General features: G+C 62.1%; 17 protein-coding genes. 8 read left to right on the top strand and 9 right to left on the bottom strand.

What is annotated here, in order from left to right; translation table 11 throughout:
- Positions 1-78 precede the first annotated feature (78 nt).
- Positions 79-1,194 carry a chorismate synthase gene (gene aroC, locus MESS4_RS12060; protein WP_006330571.1) on the bottom strand — a complete coding sequence of 372 codons (1,116 nt, stop codon included), beginning with the start codon at positions 1,192-1,194 and terminating at the stop codon, positions 79-81.
- A 281-nt stretch (positions 1,195-1,475) separates the two neighbouring features.
- Between aroC and MESS4_RS12055 the strand changes: the two genes are divergently transcribed.
- Positions 1,476-1,739: a DUF1344 domain-containing protein gene (locus MESS4_RS12055; protein ID WP_006330569.1), complete on the top strand. Its 264-nt coding sequence runs from the start codon at positions 1,476-1,478 to the stop codon at positions 1,737-1,739.
- Positions 1,740-1,858: 119 nt separating this feature from the next.
- Here MESS4_RS12055 and MESS4_RS12050 read toward each other — a convergent pair whose 3' ends face one another.
- Positions 1,859-2,146: a hypothetical protein gene (locus MESS4_RS12050; RefSeq protein ID WP_006330567.1), complete on the bottom strand. Its 288-nt coding sequence runs from the start codon at positions 2,144-2,146 to the stop codon at positions 1,859-1,861.
- A gap of 374 nt (positions 2,147-2,520) precedes the next feature.
- Complete coding sequence (locus tag MESS4_RS12045; RefSeq protein WP_006330560.1) at positions 2,521-3,408, bottom strand: hypothetical protein; 888 nt, start codon at positions 3,406-3,408, stop codon at positions 2,521-2,523.
- Between the two features lie 650 nt (positions 3,409-4,058).
- Between MESS4_RS12045 and MESS4_RS12040 the strand changes: the two genes are divergently transcribed.
- Together MESS4_RS12040 and MESS4_RS12035 are read left to right on the top strand one after the other, a co-directional pair.
- Complete coding sequence (locus MESS4_RS12040) at positions 4,059-5,462, top strand: adenylate/guanylate cyclase domain-containing protein (protein WP_006330554.1); 1,404 nt, start codon at positions 4,059-4,061, stop codon at positions 5,460-5,462.
- Positions 5,463-5,532: 70 nt separating this feature from the next.
- Positions 5,533-6,039, top strand: coding sequence for a superoxide dismutase family protein (locus MESS4_RS12035; protein WP_036241121.1), 507 nt, complete (start codon positions 5,533-5,535; stop codon positions 6,037-6,039).
- A 197-nt stretch (positions 6,040-6,236) separates the two neighbouring features.
- On the opposite strand, the gene MESS4_RS12030 is transcribed toward MESS4_RS12035, so the two are convergent.
- From MESS4_RS12030 to MESS4_RS12020, 3 genes are all read right to left on the bottom strand, one after another.
- Positions 6,237-6,824: a histidine phosphatase family protein gene (locus MESS4_RS12030; RefSeq protein ID WP_006330542.1), complete on the bottom strand. Its 588-nt coding sequence runs from the start codon at positions 6,822-6,824 to the stop codon at positions 6,237-6,239.
- 144 nt (positions 6,825-6,968) lie between these two features.
- Positions 6,969-7,787, bottom strand: a complete 819-nt coding sequence (fabI, locus tag MESS4_RS12025) for an enoyl-ACP reductase FabI (protein ID WP_006330540.1) — start codon at positions 7,785-7,787, stop codon at positions 6,969-6,971.
- Between the two features lie 107 nt (positions 7,788-7,894).
- Complete coding sequence (locus MESS4_RS12020) at positions 7,895-8,821, bottom strand: J domain-containing protein (RefSeq protein WP_006330539.1); 927 nt, start codon at positions 8,819-8,821, stop codon at positions 7,895-7,897.
- Positions 8,822-9,049: 228 nt separating this feature from the next.
- Here MESS4_RS12020 and MESS4_RS12015 point away from each other — a divergent pair, with 228 nt between their 5' ends.
- Positions 9,050-10,453 carry a M20 family metallopeptidase gene (locus MESS4_RS12015; protein ID WP_006330538.1) on the top strand — a complete coding sequence of 468 codons (1,404 nt, stop codon included), beginning with the start codon at positions 9,050-9,052 and terminating at the stop codon, positions 10,451-10,453.
- On the opposite strand, the gene MESS4_RS12010 is transcribed toward MESS4_RS12015, so the two are convergent.
- Positions 10,450-10,911 carry an RT0821/Lpp0805 family surface protein gene (locus tag MESS4_RS12010; protein ID WP_006330537.1) on the bottom strand — a complete coding sequence of 154 codons (462 nt, stop codon included), beginning with the start codon at positions 10,909-10,911 and terminating at the stop codon, positions 10,450-10,452. The two genes, MESS4_RS12015 and MESS4_RS12010, sit on opposite strands and share 4 nt — an antisense overlap.
- A 41-nt stretch (positions 10,912-10,952) precedes the next feature.
- On the opposite strand from MESS4_RS12010, the gene pdxH reads away from it, so the two are divergent.
- From pdxH to MESS4_RS11995, 3 genes are all read left to right on the top strand, one after another.
- Entirely contained in the window at positions 10,953-11,570 is a 618-nt protein-coding gene (gene pdxH, locus MESS4_RS12005; protein ID WP_006330536.1) for a pyridoxamine 5'-phosphate oxidase, read from the top strand.
- A 66-nt stretch (positions 11,571-11,636) separates the two neighbouring features.
- Positions 11,637-12,269 carry a LysE family translocator gene (locus MESS4_RS12000; RefSeq protein ID WP_006330535.1) on the top strand — a complete coding sequence of 211 codons (633 nt, stop codon included), beginning with the start codon at positions 11,637-11,639 and terminating at the stop codon, positions 12,267-12,269.
- A gap of 103 nt (positions 12,270-12,372) precedes the next feature.
- Positions 12,373-12,618, top strand: coding sequence for a CopG family ribbon-helix-helix protein (locus MESS4_RS11995; RefSeq protein WP_036241144.1), 246 nt, complete (start codon positions 12,373-12,375; stop codon positions 12,616-12,618).
- An 86-nt stretch (positions 12,619-12,704) separates the two neighbouring features.
- Here the strand turns inward: MESS4_RS11995 and MESS4_RS11990 are convergent, their stop codons facing one another.
- Together MESS4_RS11990 and MESS4_RS11985 are read right to left on the bottom strand one after the other, a co-directional pair.
- Positions 12,705-13,460 (bottom strand): crotonase/enoyl-CoA hydratase family protein, encoded by a 756-nt coding sequence (locus MESS4_RS11990; protein WP_006330531.1) that lies wholly within the window; start codon positions 13,458-13,460, stop codon positions 12,705-12,707.
- Between the two features lie 33 nt (positions 13,461-13,493).
- The gene (locus MESS4_RS11985; protein ID WP_006330529.1) at positions 13,494-15,260 is read right to left on the bottom strand and encodes an acyl-CoA dehydrogenase; all 1,767 of its coding nucleotides are present in this window, start codon (positions 15,258-15,260) and stop codon (positions 13,494-13,496) included.
- A 198-nt stretch (positions 15,261-15,458) separates the two neighbouring features.
- Between MESS4_RS11985 and MESS4_RS11980 the strand changes: the two genes are divergently transcribed.
- Complete coding sequence (locus MESS4_RS11980; RefSeq protein ID WP_006330528.1) at positions 15,459-15,695, top strand: hypothetical protein; 237 nt, start codon at positions 15,459-15,461, stop codon at positions 15,693-15,695.
- Positions 15,696-15,801: the final 106 nt, after the last annotated feature.

Raw genomic sequence — 15,801 nt, 5'->3', positions numbered from 1 at the left:
AGGGAGTAGGGCAGTAAGGCAGTAGGGGAAAGGAAAAAATGGCTGCGCCGGCGGGCAGGCTGACGTACTGCCTACTGCCTACTGCCTACTGCCTATTCCCTGCCCCGTCTGTCCCCGATGGCGCAGATAGTGATCGGCGATGGCGCAGGCAACCATCGCCTCGCCGATCGGCACGGCGCGGATGCCGACACATGGGTCGTGCCGGCCCTTGGTCATGATCTCGACGTCGTTGCCGTCCTTGTCGATCGACTTTCGCGGCGTCAGGATCGACGAGGTCGGCTTGACGGCGAAGCGCGCGACGATCGCCTGGCCGGTCGAGATGCCGCCAAGGATGCCGCCGGCGTTGTTGGACAGGAAGACCGGCTTGCCATCATTGCCCATGCGCATCTCGTCGGCATTCTGTTCGCCGGTGATACGTGCGGCCTCGAAGCCGTTGCCGATCTCGACGCCCTTGACGGCGTTGATCGACATCAGCCCCGAAGCGATGTCCTGGTCGAGCTTGGCATAGATCGGCGCGCCGAGGCCCGCGGGAACGCCGTCGGCGACGATCTCGATGACGGCGCCGACCGAGGAGCCCGACTTACGGATACCGTCGAGATACTGCGTGAAGACCGCCACCGATGCCGGATCCGGGGTGAAGAACGGATTTTCGGCGTCACCGATGAAATTCCAGTTCCAGTTGGCGCGGTCTATTTCTTTCTCGCCCATCGACACCAGCGCGCCGCGCACCACCATGCCGGGTACGACCTTGCGGGCCAAGGCTCCGGCCGCCACCCGCGCCGCCGTCTCGCGGGCCGACGAGCGGCCGCCGCCGCGATAGTCGCGCAGGCCGTATTTGACGTCATAGGTGTAGTCGGCATGGCCCGGCCGGTACTGGCGGGCGATCTCGCCATAGTCCTTGGAGCGCTGGTCGACATTCTCGATCAGCATCGACACCGGCGTGCCGGTGGTGACCATCGTCTCGCCGTCCTCGTCGAGGATGAAGCCGGAGAGGATCTTGACCTCGTCGGGTTCGCGACGCTGCGTCACAAAACGTGACTGGCCGGGGCGGCGCTTGTCAAGCTCGGCCTGGATATCGCCACGCGTGAAGCGGATGCCGGGCGGACAGCCGTCGACCACACAGCCAAGTGCGGCGCCATGGCTTTCGCCCCAGGTGGTGACGCGGAAGAGATGGCCGAACGTGTTGTGCGACATGAAAGTGACCCTGCCCGGCAGCGGAGCCGGCTTAGCGCATGAACCCGAAAATCGGAGCGATTTCGGAAAGGACCATGCGCAAAATCAAAAGTGCTACGGCGCCCCAGCCCGTCCAAGCGGACGCGCAGCGCCGTATCCTGCCTTCTATTGGCGTTTTCCACGGTGGTCAAACTGTGATCCGGCGGATTTAGTTTTGACACATTCGGTTGGTTTCTGCTTCCGTTAACCGGTCTGTTGAACCCTCGCCGCCACCCCGCCGGCGCAATGATAAGAGGACGATGATGCGTATCCTGATAGGCGCCGTTGCCGCGACATTGCTGATTTCCACCGCCGCCTTCGCCGGCCAGACCGAGGGCCTGATCAAGAAGGTCGACAAGGACGCGCTGACGCTGACGCTCGAAGACGGCAAATCCTATAAGCTGAATGCCGAAACCGATCTCGATGCCCTGAAGCCGGGGATGGATATCGTGATTGCCTATGACGTGACGAATGGCGAGAACGTCGTCACCGACATGCAACTGCCCGACAGCGGTTCGGCCGAATAGAGTCTTTTCGGCAGGCCATCCCGAAGTCGGCGGGTCAGGGCGCTGCACCACGGCGGCGACGAGCCCGACACCATACCGCAAGCTATCGACGCGGCGGGCGCCAAGGGCCGTACCTGACTCTATGTTCCCTTCACGATTCTCGGTTTAGTCGGTCGGCGGGTTTGAGCAGCGCTCTCGAGGGCCAAGGCCAACCGCTTCTCGTCTTCGATGGCGCGATCGACTGCCTCAATTTCCTCTTGGAGCGCCTTTAGTTCGGCTCCGTAGCTGGAGCCGTCGCTGTCCCCGATCTGAAAGCCACTTGCCCGCATTGCGTCGCGAGTATGGTGCACGTTACGGACTCCTTCGCGTCGAGTCGCGACCAGGATTTCCCTGAACTCTGCAAGACGTTCAACGTGATTGCGAGTCATTGCGTTCTCCTATTTCGTCGTCATCGTCGCCGTGGCGATTCAGAACGGCTGAAACTTACGGAGATACTCTCGACAAAGCATGAGTGCGGAAGCTCAAATTTGAACGTCTTGCAATAGCGTAGAGCGCGGCGGGCGGAAATTGGCTTGGACCCGACCGATCTCAGACCAGGTGCTAGACTCTCGGTCGAGTGCGTCTGCTGCTCGGCAGCTAGTGGAGCAGTAAGTCCGCTTGTGGCCAGGGAAGAACAATGGCGGACCTTCTTCACTCGCGATCGGGTTAAGGCACTCGACCCCGGCGTTCATCTTCGTCGACAGCCGTTGCATGCAACCTCTGCCGGCTTGGCACCGGTGGAAAAGGAAACGATCCCCGGCTCTTAAGCTATCACCGAAAAGCCCGCCGAGGCCGGCTGCAAAACGCCGGGGAACGGCCCGATCCTGGCCGGGCGATGCCCGGACTGGAAGAGGTTGCTGTGGAGGTTGGCGATCCACTGCTTGCCTTCGGTCGTCAGCTCCAGATAGCGGATCGCGTCGCCGATATAGGGCTCGACCTGCAGCGTGAAGAAATCGGTGAAGATGGCGCCGAGATCGGCGGCGGTCTTGCAGCCGAGCTTTTCCACCATCCCGATCTCAGAGAACTCGGCAAACAGCGCCGGCAGCTTGCGGTGGTAGAAGGGATCAGCGAGCTGGCCGATCAGGTCCGCGGCCCTGACCAGCGCCGGTTCGGTGTTGGTGACCTGGTAGGCCGGATCGTTCGGTACCGGAAAGCGCGTCATCTCGATCGCCTCGACAATGCGGTCCTCGTTGATGAACTTCGAGGAAGCAAAACGTTGGCGCGCATAGATCTTGGCGCGCTCGATATGATAGGGCGCAAGCACAGCGTCGGAGGCGCCGCGCGGTGGCGTATAGCGGTCGCCGGCCTCGTTAATGACGAAGCTGTCCTCGGTGTCGCCCTCGCACACGCCGTGCACCATGCCAATGTCGTGGACAAGCAGCGCGCAGGTATAATGCAGCCAGTCATCGGGGGTCAGGGATTCCGAAAGCAGCCGGCCGCGGATGATCTGCTGGCCAGCGAGCGTAACCATCAGCGTGTGCTCGATGTTGTGATAGAGGGCGTTCGAATTGCCAATGCGCTCCAGGACAAGGCGGGCCGCCCCGCCTATGTAGCTCGCATATTCCGGATTGCGATGCGAGAAATACTGGAGATAGAGTTCTGACAGATTGTCGCCAAGCCGGTCGGCCATGATGGAGATTGGATTGAGCATGACAATCGTTCCTGAGCGCTTTGAAGTACGACAAGTCGCGCCGCGGCGGCCATCCTAGCACAGTTCCGGCCTGGATTTTATCTTGGGACCAAGGCCCCAAGGCAGCGGCGACTACCGAGCGTTGCCGCGGTCGCCATCGCCACTCACGAGGCCGTGGCCGCTGTCGGTGCTATGCCGCTGAGGGCGCGCATAGGGGGACCTTCCGCCGGCTTCGTCTGAATGTCGTTTAGTGGCGCGACCACGACCTCCAGCGGGGTCAACTGCAATGTCTGCTTCCAGGCGGAGGCAAAGTTCGCCCCATGGCCGCTATGCACAAAGCTGCCGCATGCGCGGGCGCATAAGATGCACTCAGATACCTTGTAACGTGCGCGATTCCAGCGCGCGCTTTAGCGACACAATCTCGGAACTAATTCATGCAATCTTGCGCGGCAACCTCAGCTAACCTAGGGTCATTGCTGTGACAAGCGCGCAACCGGCTTCAGAGGGAAATAACAGCGTGCGGGAGCGTCGCATCTGGCCGGCTGCGATCGCGGTGATCCTTCTCCTAGTGGCGCTTCCAGCTGCTGTCGTCCTCGCATCAACTATCCGAACGTCAAGCGAACGACATCAGCAAGATCATAACTGACATTCGCACGTTCTACGCCAATGACGTGGTCGGGCGAATCCTCCAAGCCGACCCGCATACGAAAATCACCGCGACAAATAACTACCGCGACGTTGCTGGCGCGATACCAATTCCAGCGACGTTCTCGCTGGAAATCGGGCGTCTCACGAGTTCGCGTGACAACACTGTCCGGTACGAATTTGTTTCCGACTATCCTTTCGCCGGGCGGCCTCCACACAATCTTGATGACTTTCAATTGAAGGCATTGGCATCATTTCGTGCCGACCCGAAAGTTCAAACGCTCGAGGCGACGGAAGGTGGCTGGAGTCCGACCGTTCGGCTGGCTTCGCCGATCCGCATGACCGCCGCCTGCGTGGCATGCCACAACTCGCATCCGGACAGCCCAAAGAAGGATTGGAAGGTCGGTGATGTCAGAGGGATTCAAGCTGTGTCTGTCTCGCAGCCCCTATCTCAAGGGTCGATCGGCTTCCACTATCTCTTCGCATATTTTGCGGCCGCCATAGCCACTGGAGTTGCATTCATCGTAATGCAGTGGCGGCAGTCGCGCGAACTCGCCCTGGTCAACGGCGAACTGAAGGAGGCCAACAACTTCCTGGCAACGGTGTCGCTCAAAATCGCAAAATATCTTTCACCTGAGATCTACAAAAGTGTGTTCAGCGGCGAGCGCGACGTGAAGGTGACCGCAGAGCGAAAGAAACTGACCATCTTCTTCTCCGACATCGTGGATTTCACTGCCACGACCGAGCGTATGCAACCTGAGGAACTGACCGCCCATCTCAACGAATATCTAACCGAGATGTCGCATATCGCCATTTCTCATGGCGCCACCGTGGATAAGTTCATCGGCGATGCCATTCTCGCTTTTTTCGGCGACCCGCAGACGCTTGGCCCGCGCGAAGACGCACGTGCATGTCTGCGTATGGCCTTGGCCATGCAAAAGCGTTTGGAGTACCTGCAAGTCAAATGGCGGCAGCAGGGTATCGAGCACCCCTTCCGTGTGCGGATGGGAATAAACACCGGCTACTGCAATGTCGGCAACTTCGGCAGTGACGATCGTATGGATTACACCATCATCGGCGCCGAAGCTAACCTCGCTGCTCGGCTGCAGAGCATTGCACCTGCCGGCGGAATAATGCTCAGCTACGAAACATATTCCAACGTACGGGACATGGTCGATGCGTCGGCAGGTGAGCAGATCAGCATGAAGGGGATCAGCAGACCGATCGTGCCTTATATGGTGCGGGGTGTCCGGGAACAGTTGCGCGACGACACTGTCATAACGGAAATGGACGAGGGCATGTCGTTGACGCTCGATACCGCCGGGCTCGACCCCGCCCGGGCTGCGCGTCTGCGCGACAAACTTCAGTCGGCGCTAGCTCAACTCGAGGCTAGGTTGGCTGTGCCTTCTCCAAAGGAAACGAGCGGTTAGCGCATTGGGGGCCGTTTACGGCCCCGACACTCACGACCGGCGAGCAGATTACCCAGTTAGGGCTAGAAAGATGAAGACTATTTTATTCGCGGTCGCTCTCGCGGCAACGGCAACGGTGGCAATCGCGCAAGACGCGGAAACCGTGACCGTCGGCTTCGTCGATGCGGCGGGCAAGGACAACGGAACAGCTCAGCTGACGGCAACGCCAAGGGGCTTGCTAATCGAGCTTGAAATCACCGGCCTACCTCCCGGCCAGTGGGTGGCTTTTCATGTCCACGAGACCGGCTCTTGCGACCACAATTCGGGGCACGAGTCCGCTGGCGGTCATTTCAATCCCGGGGGAAAGGAACATGGCTTCTTGAGCGAAGATGGTTCGCACGCCGGGGATATGCCAAATCAATACGTAGCGGCAGACGGGATATTGCGCGCCCAGGTCTTTAACGACCAAGTTGAACTCAATCGAGGCGAGACCGGTATCCTTGGGCGTGCGTTGATGATCCACGCCCAAGCGGACGATTACCAAAGTCAGCCTTCTGGAAGCGCAGGTAAGCGACTGGCCTGTGGTGTCATTGACTAGCTGATCCGTGGGTCGCTGGAAGGCGTCGAGCTGCGTCAACCTCTGGGCAAAGCTACCTGCAGCCCCTGCAATAGCGATGTCTGCTTTAGGCGAGTGAAGGGGGCGTAGGAATGACTGATTTGAGGCGCGAAGCGGCTATTCACGCCATCAATGTCTGAGAGGGGGCTAAATCGTTCAGAGCAATTGGATTTCGACCCTCAGAGCCACTCCAGGCGGCGGCCCTCCAACCGGAGCAGGCGGTCCTGCGGCACTTCCATGCTGACCGCCTCTCGCGCGGACATCCCCAGCACCAGGCGGAACAGCGCGCGCACGACGCCGCCATGGGTCACGCAGACCGTGTCGCGGTCGAGTGCGTCGAACCACGGCTTCACCCGTTCGAGCAGCATCTGATAGCTTTCGGCGCCCTCGCCGGGCGGCTGGAAATTCCATTTATCGAGGCGGCGTTGCCTGGTCGAACCGGGATCCCTGGCCTCGAGTTCGGCAAAGGTGAAACCCTGCCAGTCGCCAAAGCTCAACTCGACGAGCAGCGGCTCGGTACGATAGGCGAGCGGATCGAGCTTCATCGCCGCACGCAGGCGCTCCATCGTCTCGCGCGTGCGCCGCATCGGGCTGGCGACAAAGTCGAAATCCTGGGGGTTGTGGACGAATTCGGCCAGCCGGCGCCCGTTGCGAGTTGCCTGCTGGCGGCCGAGCGCATTGAGGTCGGTGTCGGCCTGCCCCTGCAGCCGGGCCTCGGCGTTCCACTCCGTCTGGCCGTGGCGCGCGATGTAGACGAGCGGATACATCAGGTCATCCGGGTGAGATCAGGAGCAGACAGGCAGGGCTGGTGTTCGTGGAGGGAGCTATTTGTCTTTTAGATTGAGCATGATCTTGTCCGAAAACCGGCTGCCACTTTTCGCTAACGCGGACCTTCGGTTCGGGATGATGCTCTAGTCCTTGACGGTCGAAATATCAGGCGCATCGACGGCCTTCATGCCGACGACATGGTAGCCGGAATCGACATGGTGGATCTCGCCGGTGACGCCGCGCGACAGGTCGGACAGGAAGTACACACCGGAATCGCCGACCTCCTCCTGCGTGACCGTCCGCTTCAGCGGCGAATTGTATTCATTCCACTTCAGGATGTAGCGGAAATCGCCGATGCCGGAGGCGGCAAGCGTCTTGATCGGCCCGGCCGAGATGGCGTTGACGCGAATCTTCCTGGCGCCGAGGTCGACGGCGAGGTAGCGCACGCTGGCTTCCAGCGCCGCCTTGGCCACACCCATGACGTTGTAGTGCGGCATCACCTTTTCCGCGCCATAATAGGTCAGCGTCAGCAGCGAGCCACCCTCGCCCATCAACGCCTCGGCGCGCTTGGCGATGGTGGTGAAGGAATACACCGAAATGTCCATGGTGCGCAGGAAATTGTCGCGCGTCGTCTCGACATAACGGCCGGTCAGTTCATCCTTGTCGGAAAAGGCGATGGCGTGGACGAGAAAGTCGAGCTTGCCCCAATGCTTGGCGATGTCGTCGAAAACCGCGTCGAGGGTTGCCGGATCGGTTACGTCGCAATGGCCGGCGACATGCGCGTTGAGCTCCGCCGCCAGTGGCTCGACACGCTTCTTGAACGCCTCGCCCTGATAGGTCAGCGCAATCTCGGCGCCATGGTCGACACAGGCCTTGGCGATGCCATAGGCGATCGACCGATTGTTCGCGACGCCAAGGATGAGCCCGCGTTTGCCGGCCATAATGCCCTGTCCACCCGCCATGTGAGCGCTCTCCGCAAGATTTTCTGCTTTGTGGAGAGCCCTATCGCACAGGCACAGAGCCCCTTCAAGCGTTCAAAACCGACAGTTCGGGGGACAATACGGTATGATCAACCTTTTCGGCGGCGCAGCAGCGCTTCGAGATCGCTGTCGCCGCCTTCCGGCAACATCAGCCGCACATGCGCATAGAGATCGCCGTGACCGCCGGCTTTTTCCGGCAGGCCCCTGCCCTTCAGCCGCAGCACCTTGTCCGAGCTCGACCAGGCGGGGACGTTGACCGCGAGCTTGCCGGTCGGCGTCTCGACCGCCACCTTGGCGCCAAGCACCGCATCGGCCAGCGCCACCGGCAGGTCGGCATGCAGGTCGCGGCCATCGACACGATAGCGCGGATGCCGCCGAAAGTGGATCTTGACCAGCGCGTCGCCCGGCTGCGGCCCTTGCTCGCCCTGCCCCTTCAGCCGGATGGTCTGGCCGTCCTCGACATAGGCCGGCAGCTTGACGGCGATCTTGCGGCCGTCGGGGAACATCGCGGTCACCTTCTCCGCGGTCGCCGCTTCCTCGATGGTGATGTCGAGCGTCACGTTCAGGTCGGCGCCGGGCTGGGCCTGCCAGCGTTCGCCAGCACCTGCGCCGCGCGCTCCCGAAAAGGCATCGCCGAAAATCTGACTGAAGATATCGCTGTTGCCGTCGAACGGATCGCCGCCGGGGCGACCGGAGCGAAACTCGAATCGCGAACCGCCCGGTCCCTGTTGCCGGCGAAAGCCGGAAAAAGGATCGCCGCCGCCCGCTGCACCCTCGAAACCTTGGAAACGCGGCTTGCCGTCGGCGTCGATCTCGCCGCGATCGAAAGCCGCGCGGGCCTTCTCGTCGCCGACGATCTCGTAAGCCTGGTTGGCGGCGGCAAAACGGTCCTTCGCCTTGGGATCATTCGGGTTCTGGTCCGGATGATGCTTCTTGGCGAGTTTGCGGTACGCCGATTTTATGTCCTTGGCCGATGCGTTCTTGGCAACGCCCAGCACCTCATAGGGGTCGCGCATGCTTCCTGCCTGCAAGAAGGGTGAATCTACAGTCGCTTCCTATATGCGCTTGCATAGGAAGAAATTCCAGTGGTGCATAGCCAGATTGGCGGTGGAATTGGAGCACGATGAGATTAGGTCTGGTCATTGAGCCGGCGATGGTTTGAGACAAGAGGGATTTGGCGACGGACGCATGGCACGGCGGAACGGATACTGGCCGTCCAAGACCACCGATGCTAGGCTGAAGGCATGACGCGCGAGGCTGCGATAGCTCGGTCGGAGGCTTACTTCGATTCAGGCGCTTTCCGGGAGGATTTGGCCCGTCGGATCAGCATGCCGACAGAGAGCCAGAACCCTGATCGCGAACATGTGCTGGTTGACTATATCGAGGCTGAGATAAGGCCGGCATTCGAAGCACTTGGCTTTGCCTGCCGAACGCTTAACCAGAACGGCTGGCCATTCTTTTTCGCCGAACGCACGGAGGACGCCGCGCGTCCGACGGTACTTGGCTATGGCCACGGCGACGTGATTCGCGGGTTGGATGACGAGTGGGATGAGGGTCTTTCGCCGTGGCGTCTGACCGAACGTGACAACAGATGGTACGGACGCGGCGTCGCCGACAACAAAGGCCAGCATTCGATAAACGTCGGCGCGCTTCGAGCTGTGATCGAGACGCGCGGAAGGCTCGGCTTCAATGCCAAGTATCTGATCGAAATGGGGGAGGAACGGGTCTCGCCCGGCCTGCGGGAACTGGCCAACACCCACAAGGAATTGTTCCGCTCGGACGTGCTGATCGCCTCGGACGGCCCTCGCCTCTCCGCCGAAAGGCCCACCGTTTTTTTGGGCTCGCGCGGCTCCATCTCCTTCGACATCTGGATTGATGCGCGGAAGGGCGGCCATCATTCGGGAAACTGGGGCGGTCTCCTCTCGGATCCAGCCATTCAACTTGCCCATGCCATTGCGAGCATCACCGAACCGACCGGAAAAATCCGGATTCCGGAGTGGCTTCCGACAAGCATTCCCGACGATGTGCGACGCGTTCTTGCGGACTGTGAGGTGGAGAGCGGCACGGAGGAGCCCAAGATCGATCCCGATTGGGGCGAGCCTGGCCTGACCTCCGCGGAGAAGGTTTTTGCGTGGTGCTCATTTTCGGTGCTTGCCTTCGAGGCGGGGAACCCAAGAACGCCTGTTGGCGCCATCCCGCCCCGAGCCTGGTCACGCTGTCAGCTTCGCTTCGTCACCGGGGTGGACGTGCAGGACGTCCTCCCTGCCTTGCGCCGGCATCTGGACCGCGGCGGTTTTTCGACCGTGCGGATTGCGAAAGCGCGCGATGAAGTTTTTCACGCGACGCGGCTCGATCCGAAGCACCCGTGGGTCAGTTGGGTGGTCGATTCGATTGCCCGCACGACGGGAAAGAAACCCGCCATTCTGCCGAGCCTCGGCGGATCACTCCCGAACGACATCTTCTCCGAAGTTCTTGAAATGCCGACCATTTGGGTCCCGCATTCCTATCCAGGATGTTCGCAGCACGCGCCCAATGAGCATCTGCCGGTTGCCATTGCCCGAGAAGGCTTGGGGCTGATGGCAGGACTTTACTGGGATTTGGGCGAGCCGAACGGGCAACTCGCGCAATATGCGGTCTGGAAGACTTAAAGCGCCTTGAAGTCCTGCATGCGCCAGGCGCCGGCGCCGGCCAGGCACACCTCGCCCTTGAACAGAGCGACACCGTCGAAGCTTTCGCGCGACGCGGTGAAGCGGCGGCAGGTCTGGCCGCTGTCCTTGAACTCCGCCAGCTCGGTAATGGAGCCGCGCGACCCTGTGTCGGAATTCGCCCAAGGAACGGCCTGCCCGCGGAGTTCCTCGATATCGGCGGAAGACACTGCGTTGCGGATCGTCGTCTGGTCCGAGGCGCGATCCTGATCGATCGGCGAAGCGGCGGCTGACGTGCTGCTGGTCAGGATCGTGCGGTCGACCTCGGCCTGCTCCAGACTGAAGCCGCCGCCACCGCAGGCGGCCAGCGGCAGGGCGACCAGCACGATCGCGGCTTTGGCGCTGGCCGAAGCAAATACGCTCCGTTGCCTGCTGTCAAAAGCTTGCGCGATACGCGACAATCGGCAATCTCCCCAGCCGGCGATCAGGATTTGGAAAAACTATGAGCGAAACCGGGTTAACAAGCAGTGACTTTACCGAGGTCGCCGAGCCGTTCCGCCTTTTTGCCGCATGGCTCGAGGACGCGACGAAGAGCGAGATCAACGATGCCAACGGCGTGGCGCTGGCAACCGTCGATGCCGAGGGCATGCCGGATGTGCGGATGGTGCTGCTCAAGGGGTTCGATGAAAGCGGGTTTGTCTTCTATACGAATTTCGAGAGCGCCAAGGGCCGCGAGATTCTTGGCAGCATGAAGGCGGCGATGTGCTTCCACTGGAAATCGCTGCGCCGGCAGGTGCGCGTGCGCGGGCCGGTGGAAATCGTCAGCGAGCCGGAAGCGGATGCCTATTACGCGACGCGCCCGCGCGGCAGCCGCATCGGCGCCTGGGCGTCGAAACAGTCGCGGCCGCTGGAAAGCCGCTTCGCGCTGGAGAAGGCCGTTGCCGAATACACCGCGCGCTATCCGATCGGCGAAATTCCGCGGCCAAAGCACTGGTCGGGCTTTCGCATCGTGCCGCGGACGATCGAGTTCTGGCACGACCGGCCGTTCCGGCTGCACGACCGCATCGTCTTTTCCCGCGATGCCCAAGGCGGTTGGGACAAGACGAGGCTTTATCCGTAGCAGGTTTTCGAAGACCGTGCGGCAAGACAGGATCCTGCGCCGCGCCAGTCGCAAAGAGGGTGATCCATGAGCCTGTTCCTGGCCTTTCTCGGCGTCTCGTTCGTCATCCTCGCCACGCCCGGACCGGACACGGCCATCACCATCCGTAACGCACTTCTCGGCGGCCGCGCCGGCGGCGTGTTCACCGCGCTCGGCATCGCCGGCGGCCAGACGATCTGGGCGCTGGCTACCAGTGCCGGCATCGTCGCCCTGCTGGTGGCCTCGGAACCGCTTTTCCTGGCCGTCAAATATGCCGGCGCCGCCTATCTGATTTATCTCGGCGTCAAGGCGCCGCGGGAGGCTTGGCGGCCGTCTCATCAGGCGGAGAGGGCGGCCATCGCCAAGCCTTCGCGGCGGCTGACGGCGGCAAGCGCCTTTCGCCAGGGCCTGATCAGCGATCTCTCCAATCCGAAGATGGCGGTGTTCTTCGCCAGCCTTTTGCCTCAGTTCGTGCCGCCCGGTGGGGAAAGCTTCGCGGCATTGCTTGGTCTGGGAGCGGTCTTTGCCGTCATGACCTTCGTCTGGCTGACGCTCTACGCGACGGTCGTCGCCAAGGCGGGCGATTTCCTGCGCCGGCCATCGATCCGCCGCGTCATCGAGGGCATGACCGGAGTGGTGCTGATCGGCCTCGGCATCCGCATTGCGACCGAGCACCGGTAGAGGGAGTGCACTTTCACCGATTGTCCCGGATGCCTCAGGGTAATCCTTGTCGAACCACCTTGGTTCACCAATAATCATGGTGAACCAAATGAAAGTTACGACCATGACGGCCTTTACCGTGCGCGTCCCGGACGAAACCGCGAACAGGCTTGACCAGCTTGCCGAGAAGCTCGATCGTTCGCGATCCTACGTGGCCGCGCAGGCCATTGAGGACTTTGTAACCCGTGAAGAATGGCAACTCGCCGAGATAGAGGCCGGGTTGGCCGAAGCCGAGCGCGGCGATTTTGCCAGTGATCGTGATGTAGCTGCTGTTGTCGGAAAATACGTCAAGTCCGCCCGCCAAGCATGAGCCGCAAAAGAATCCGCTGGACCAAGCGAGCGCTGCGTCGGCTTGACGCCCGGCACCATAGCCCGCGTCATCAGGCCACACTGCCTTCAACCTGCCTTCTTCCTGGTCATGAAAGCCGTCAGAGCGGCGCGAGCCTCGTCGGATTTGAGACGCTCGCGGAAATGTTCGCTCTCCTCGCCGATGCGGGCGACAAGATCCTCACGCGAGCCGCGCATCAGGTCGCGCGCTATCTTCAGCGCCTGCGGCGGCTTGGCCGCGATCTGGGCGGCGGCGGCCAGAGCCGAGGATTCGAGCGCCTCTTCCTCGACCACTTCATAGATCAGCCCGGCGGCCTTCGCCCGCTCGGCGGAAAACCCTTCGCCGAGCCCAAGCAGCGCGAAGGCGCCTTGCCGGCCGAGAATCTCAGGCGCGAGCAGGCTGGACCCCGCCTCGGGCACCAGGCCGAGATCGACGAAGGGTGTGCGGAACACGGTGCGCGGCGTGGCGAAGGTCAGGTCGCAATGCAAATTGAGCGTGGTGCCGATGCCGACCGCGATGCCGTCGACGCCGGAGACCATGGGCTTTTCCACCCTGGCCAGCGCCATCAGGAAATCCCAGACCTCGGTGCCGCCCTCGCCGCCGGTGGCGACAACCATGAAATCGGCAAGATCGTTGCCGGATGAGAAGGCGCCGGGCACGCCAAGGAAAACATGGACGCGGACCGCCGGATCGGCGTCGCCCTCGGCAAGGGCGGCAGACATTTTCGCGTACATGGCACGCGTCAAGGCATTCTTCTTGTCCGGGCGGTTCATGCGGATGATCTGGATGGCGCCCCGGCGCTCGACGAGTATATGGTCTGTCACGGTTTTTCCTTGTGAACGTCAGGGCTGAGAAAATCAGGCAGAAATCAGCGCCTTGCCGGCGTCGGCAAGGCTTTCGGCGCCGCCAATGACGCGCTCCTTCAGCGCGCGCACCTCGCCAAGCAGATTTTCGGCAAAGAAACGGCACAGCGGCACGCGGCTTTGGTCGGCAAGCGCGCCGCGCGCCAGATAGGCGCCGCCGGCGGCAAGCGAGAATAGCCTGAGATAGGGCGTGGCGCCGGCCAGCGCCTCGTCCGAACGACCGTCGGCGAGCAGCTTTTGCAGGAAGCGCGTCGCTTCAGTGAGGTCGTCCAGCGCCCGGTCGAGGCTGTCCGCCGTGCGGCCAAAACCCCTGAGGTTCGAGGTCCGCACGGAATTGGCCATCGCCGCCAGTTCGACGATGTAGCCATGCACATGCTCGCCGCCGCCGAGCGGCAATTTGCGCGCCACCAGATCGATCGCCTGGATGCCGTTGGTGCCTTCATAGATCGGTGCGATGCGCGCGTCGCGATAAAGCGCCGCCGCGCCCGTCTCCTCGATGAACCCCATGCCGCCATGCACCTGCAGCCCAAGCGAGGCAACCTCGACGCCGACATCGGTGGAGAAGGCCTTGGCCAGCGGCGTCAGCAGATTGGCGCGGTCGCGCCAATGCGCGGCGTCGCCGTCCGAGACGCGCGCCCGATCGATGGCATGCGCGCAGGAATAGCTGATGGCCCGCGCAATCTGCGTCAGCGCCTTCATGGTCAAGAGATTGCGCTGCACGTCGGGGTGATGAACGATCGGCGTCATGCCGGGGCCTTCATAGCTTGCAGCCTTGCCTTGCCGGCGTTCATTGGCATAGGCGATCGCCTTCTGCGTCGCCATCTCGGCGATCGCGACGCCCTGCATGCCGATGGCAAGGCGGGCATTGTTCATCATGGTGAACATGCAGGCGAGGCCCCTGTTCTCCTCGCCGACCAGCCAGCCGATCGCGCCAGGCGACGCCCCTTCGAAACCATCGCCATAGATCATGGTGCAGGTCGGCGAGGCGTGGATACCGAGCTTGTGCTCCAGCCCGGAGCAGAAGACGTCGTTGCGCGCGCCGAGCGCGCCATCGTCGCCAACCAGGAATTTCGGCACCAGGAACAGCGAAATGCCACGCGTGCCGGCCGGCGCGTCCGGCAGCCGCGCCAGCACCAGATGGACGATGTTGTCGGTGAGGTCGTGCTCGCCATAGGTGATGAATATCTTCTGGCCGAAGATACGATAGATGCCATCGCCGGCCGGCTCGGCACGGGCGCGCAAGGCATTCAGATCCGAGCCCGCCTGCGACTCGGTCAGGTTCATCGTGCCCATCCATTCGCCGGAGACGAGCTTTTCGAGATATTTCGCCTTCAGCGCCTGTGAAGCGTGCTTGTCGAGCGCCTCCACCGCGCCCATGGTCAGCGTCGGGCCGATGCCGAAAGCCATGGCGGCGGAGTTCCACATTTCGAGCGCGGCAACGCCGAGCATGGTCGGCAGGCCCTGGCCGCCGAATTCCTCTGGTGCCGACAGCGCGTTCCAGCCGCCATCGATCCAGCGGCGATAAAGCGCCTTCCAGCCGGGCGGCATGGTCACAGCCGCATCCTTCAGCACAGCACCTTGTTCGTCACCGATCTTGTAGAGCAGCGCCACCTCCTCGCTGGCGAAGCGGCCGGCTTCCGCCAGAATGGCATCGACCAGGTCTTCGCCAAGATCGCCAAAGATGCCTGCGTCGAGCGCCGGCTTCAGGCCAGCGACGTGCTTCAACGTGAAGGCGATGTCCTTGACAGGTGCCCGATACATGCCGCTTTGTCCTCCTGCTCGCCGACCCTAGGGCCAGCGCGGTCGCAAAACCATCCGCCCCAAGAACGGTCTCTCATCTTCTTTTTACGTAAACGTCAAATTTTGTCACGCGGATTTTGCAATTGCCGCGGCGCACGCTAAATTCCGCGAAGCCGGATCAAATTCGACCGGCGCAAGACCTTGGATCGGAACCGCGCCATGCTGGCCAGACCTGACGCCTATCGCTGCATCGAATGCGGCCTGCCCTATCGGGCGACAGGCTTTTCCTACCATAAGGGCAAGATCGAAAACGGCGCCGCCTACTGGACGGATCGCGGTATCTTGTGTTCGCCGCAATGTTCGCTGGCCCATCATCGCAAACGCGCGGCCGAGGGGACGTTGCCGCAAATGCCGGCGCCCGACCCGTTCGAAATCCAGCCGCTCTCGCGCCGTTGATGAGCACCAAGACCGCCATACATAGGCAGTCGCTTCGAATTGAATTTTCCGCTCGCCCTCGCCCGTTCTGGGCGCTGCGGCCAAGGCTGCCAATCTCACCCCTTGT

The organism is Mesorhizobium sp. STM 4661, from assembly GCF_000359125.1.
Classification (GTDB): Bacteria; Pseudomonadota; Alphaproteobacteria; order Rhizobiales; family Rhizobiaceae; genus Mesorhizobium.
The sequence above is the reverse complement of the archived record's forward strand: the minus strand, read 5'-3'. Positions and strand labels throughout refer to the sequence as shown.

What these genes read in the sequence shown, in the direction of transcription:
- MESS4_RS11985 (WP_006330529.1), bottom strand. Translation starts at nt 15,260, where the DNA reads ATGTATCGGGCACCTGTCAAGGACATCGCCTTCACGTTGAAGCACGTC.
- MESS4_RS12000 (WP_006330535.1), top strand. Translation starts at nt 11,637, where the DNA reads ATGAGCCTGTTCCTGGCCTTTCTCGGCGTCTCGTTCGTCATCCTCGCC.
- aroC (WP_006330571.1), bottom strand. Translation starts at nt 1,194, where the DNA reads ATGTCGCACAACACGTTCGGCCATCTCTTCCGCGTCACCACCTGGGGC.
- pdxH (WP_006330536.1), top strand. Translation starts at nt 10,953, where the DNA reads ATGAGCGAAACCGGGTTAACAAGCAGTGACTTTACCGAGGTCGCCGAG.
- MESS4_RS11995 (WP_036241144.1), top strand. Translation starts at nt 12,373, where the DNA reads ATGACGGCCTTTACCGTGCGCGTCCCGGACGAAACCGCGAACAGGCTT.
- MESS4_RS12020 (WP_006330539.1), bottom strand. Translation starts at nt 8,821, where the DNA reads ATGCGCGACCCCTATGAGGTGCTGGGCGTTGCCAAGAACGCATCGGCC.
- MESS4_RS12045 (WP_006330560.1), bottom strand. Translation starts at nt 3,408, where the DNA reads ATGCTCAATCCAATCTCCATCATGGCCGACCGGCTTGGCGACAATCTG.
- MESS4_RS12015 (WP_006330538.1), top strand. Translation starts at nt 9,050, where the DNA reads ATGACGCGCGAGGCTGCGATAGCTCGGTCGGAGGCTTACTTCGATTCA.
- fabI (WP_006330540.1), bottom strand. Translation starts at nt 7,787, where the DNA reads ATGGCGGGTGGACAGGGCATTATGGCCGGCAAACGCGGGCTCATCCTT.
- MESS4_RS12050 (WP_006330567.1), bottom strand. Translation starts at nt 2,146, where the DNA reads ATGACTCGCAATCACGTTGAACGTCTTGCAGAGTTCAGGGAAATCCTG.
- MESS4_RS12055 (WP_006330569.1), top strand. Translation starts at nt 1,476, where the DNA reads ATGCGTATCCTGATAGGCGCCGTTGCCGCGACATTGCTGATTTCCACC.
- MESS4_RS12030 (WP_006330542.1), bottom strand. Translation starts at nt 6,824, where the DNA reads ATGTATCCGCTCGTCTACATCGCGCGCCACGGCCAGACGGAGTGGAAC.
- MESS4_RS12035 (WP_036241121.1), top strand. Translation starts at nt 5,533, where the DNA reads ATGAAGACTATTTTATTCGCGGTCGCTCTCGCGGCAACGGCAACGGTG.
- MESS4_RS11980 (WP_006330528.1), top strand. Translation starts at nt 15,459, where the DNA reads ATGCTGGCCAGACCTGACGCCTATCGCTGCATCGAATGCGGCCTGCCC.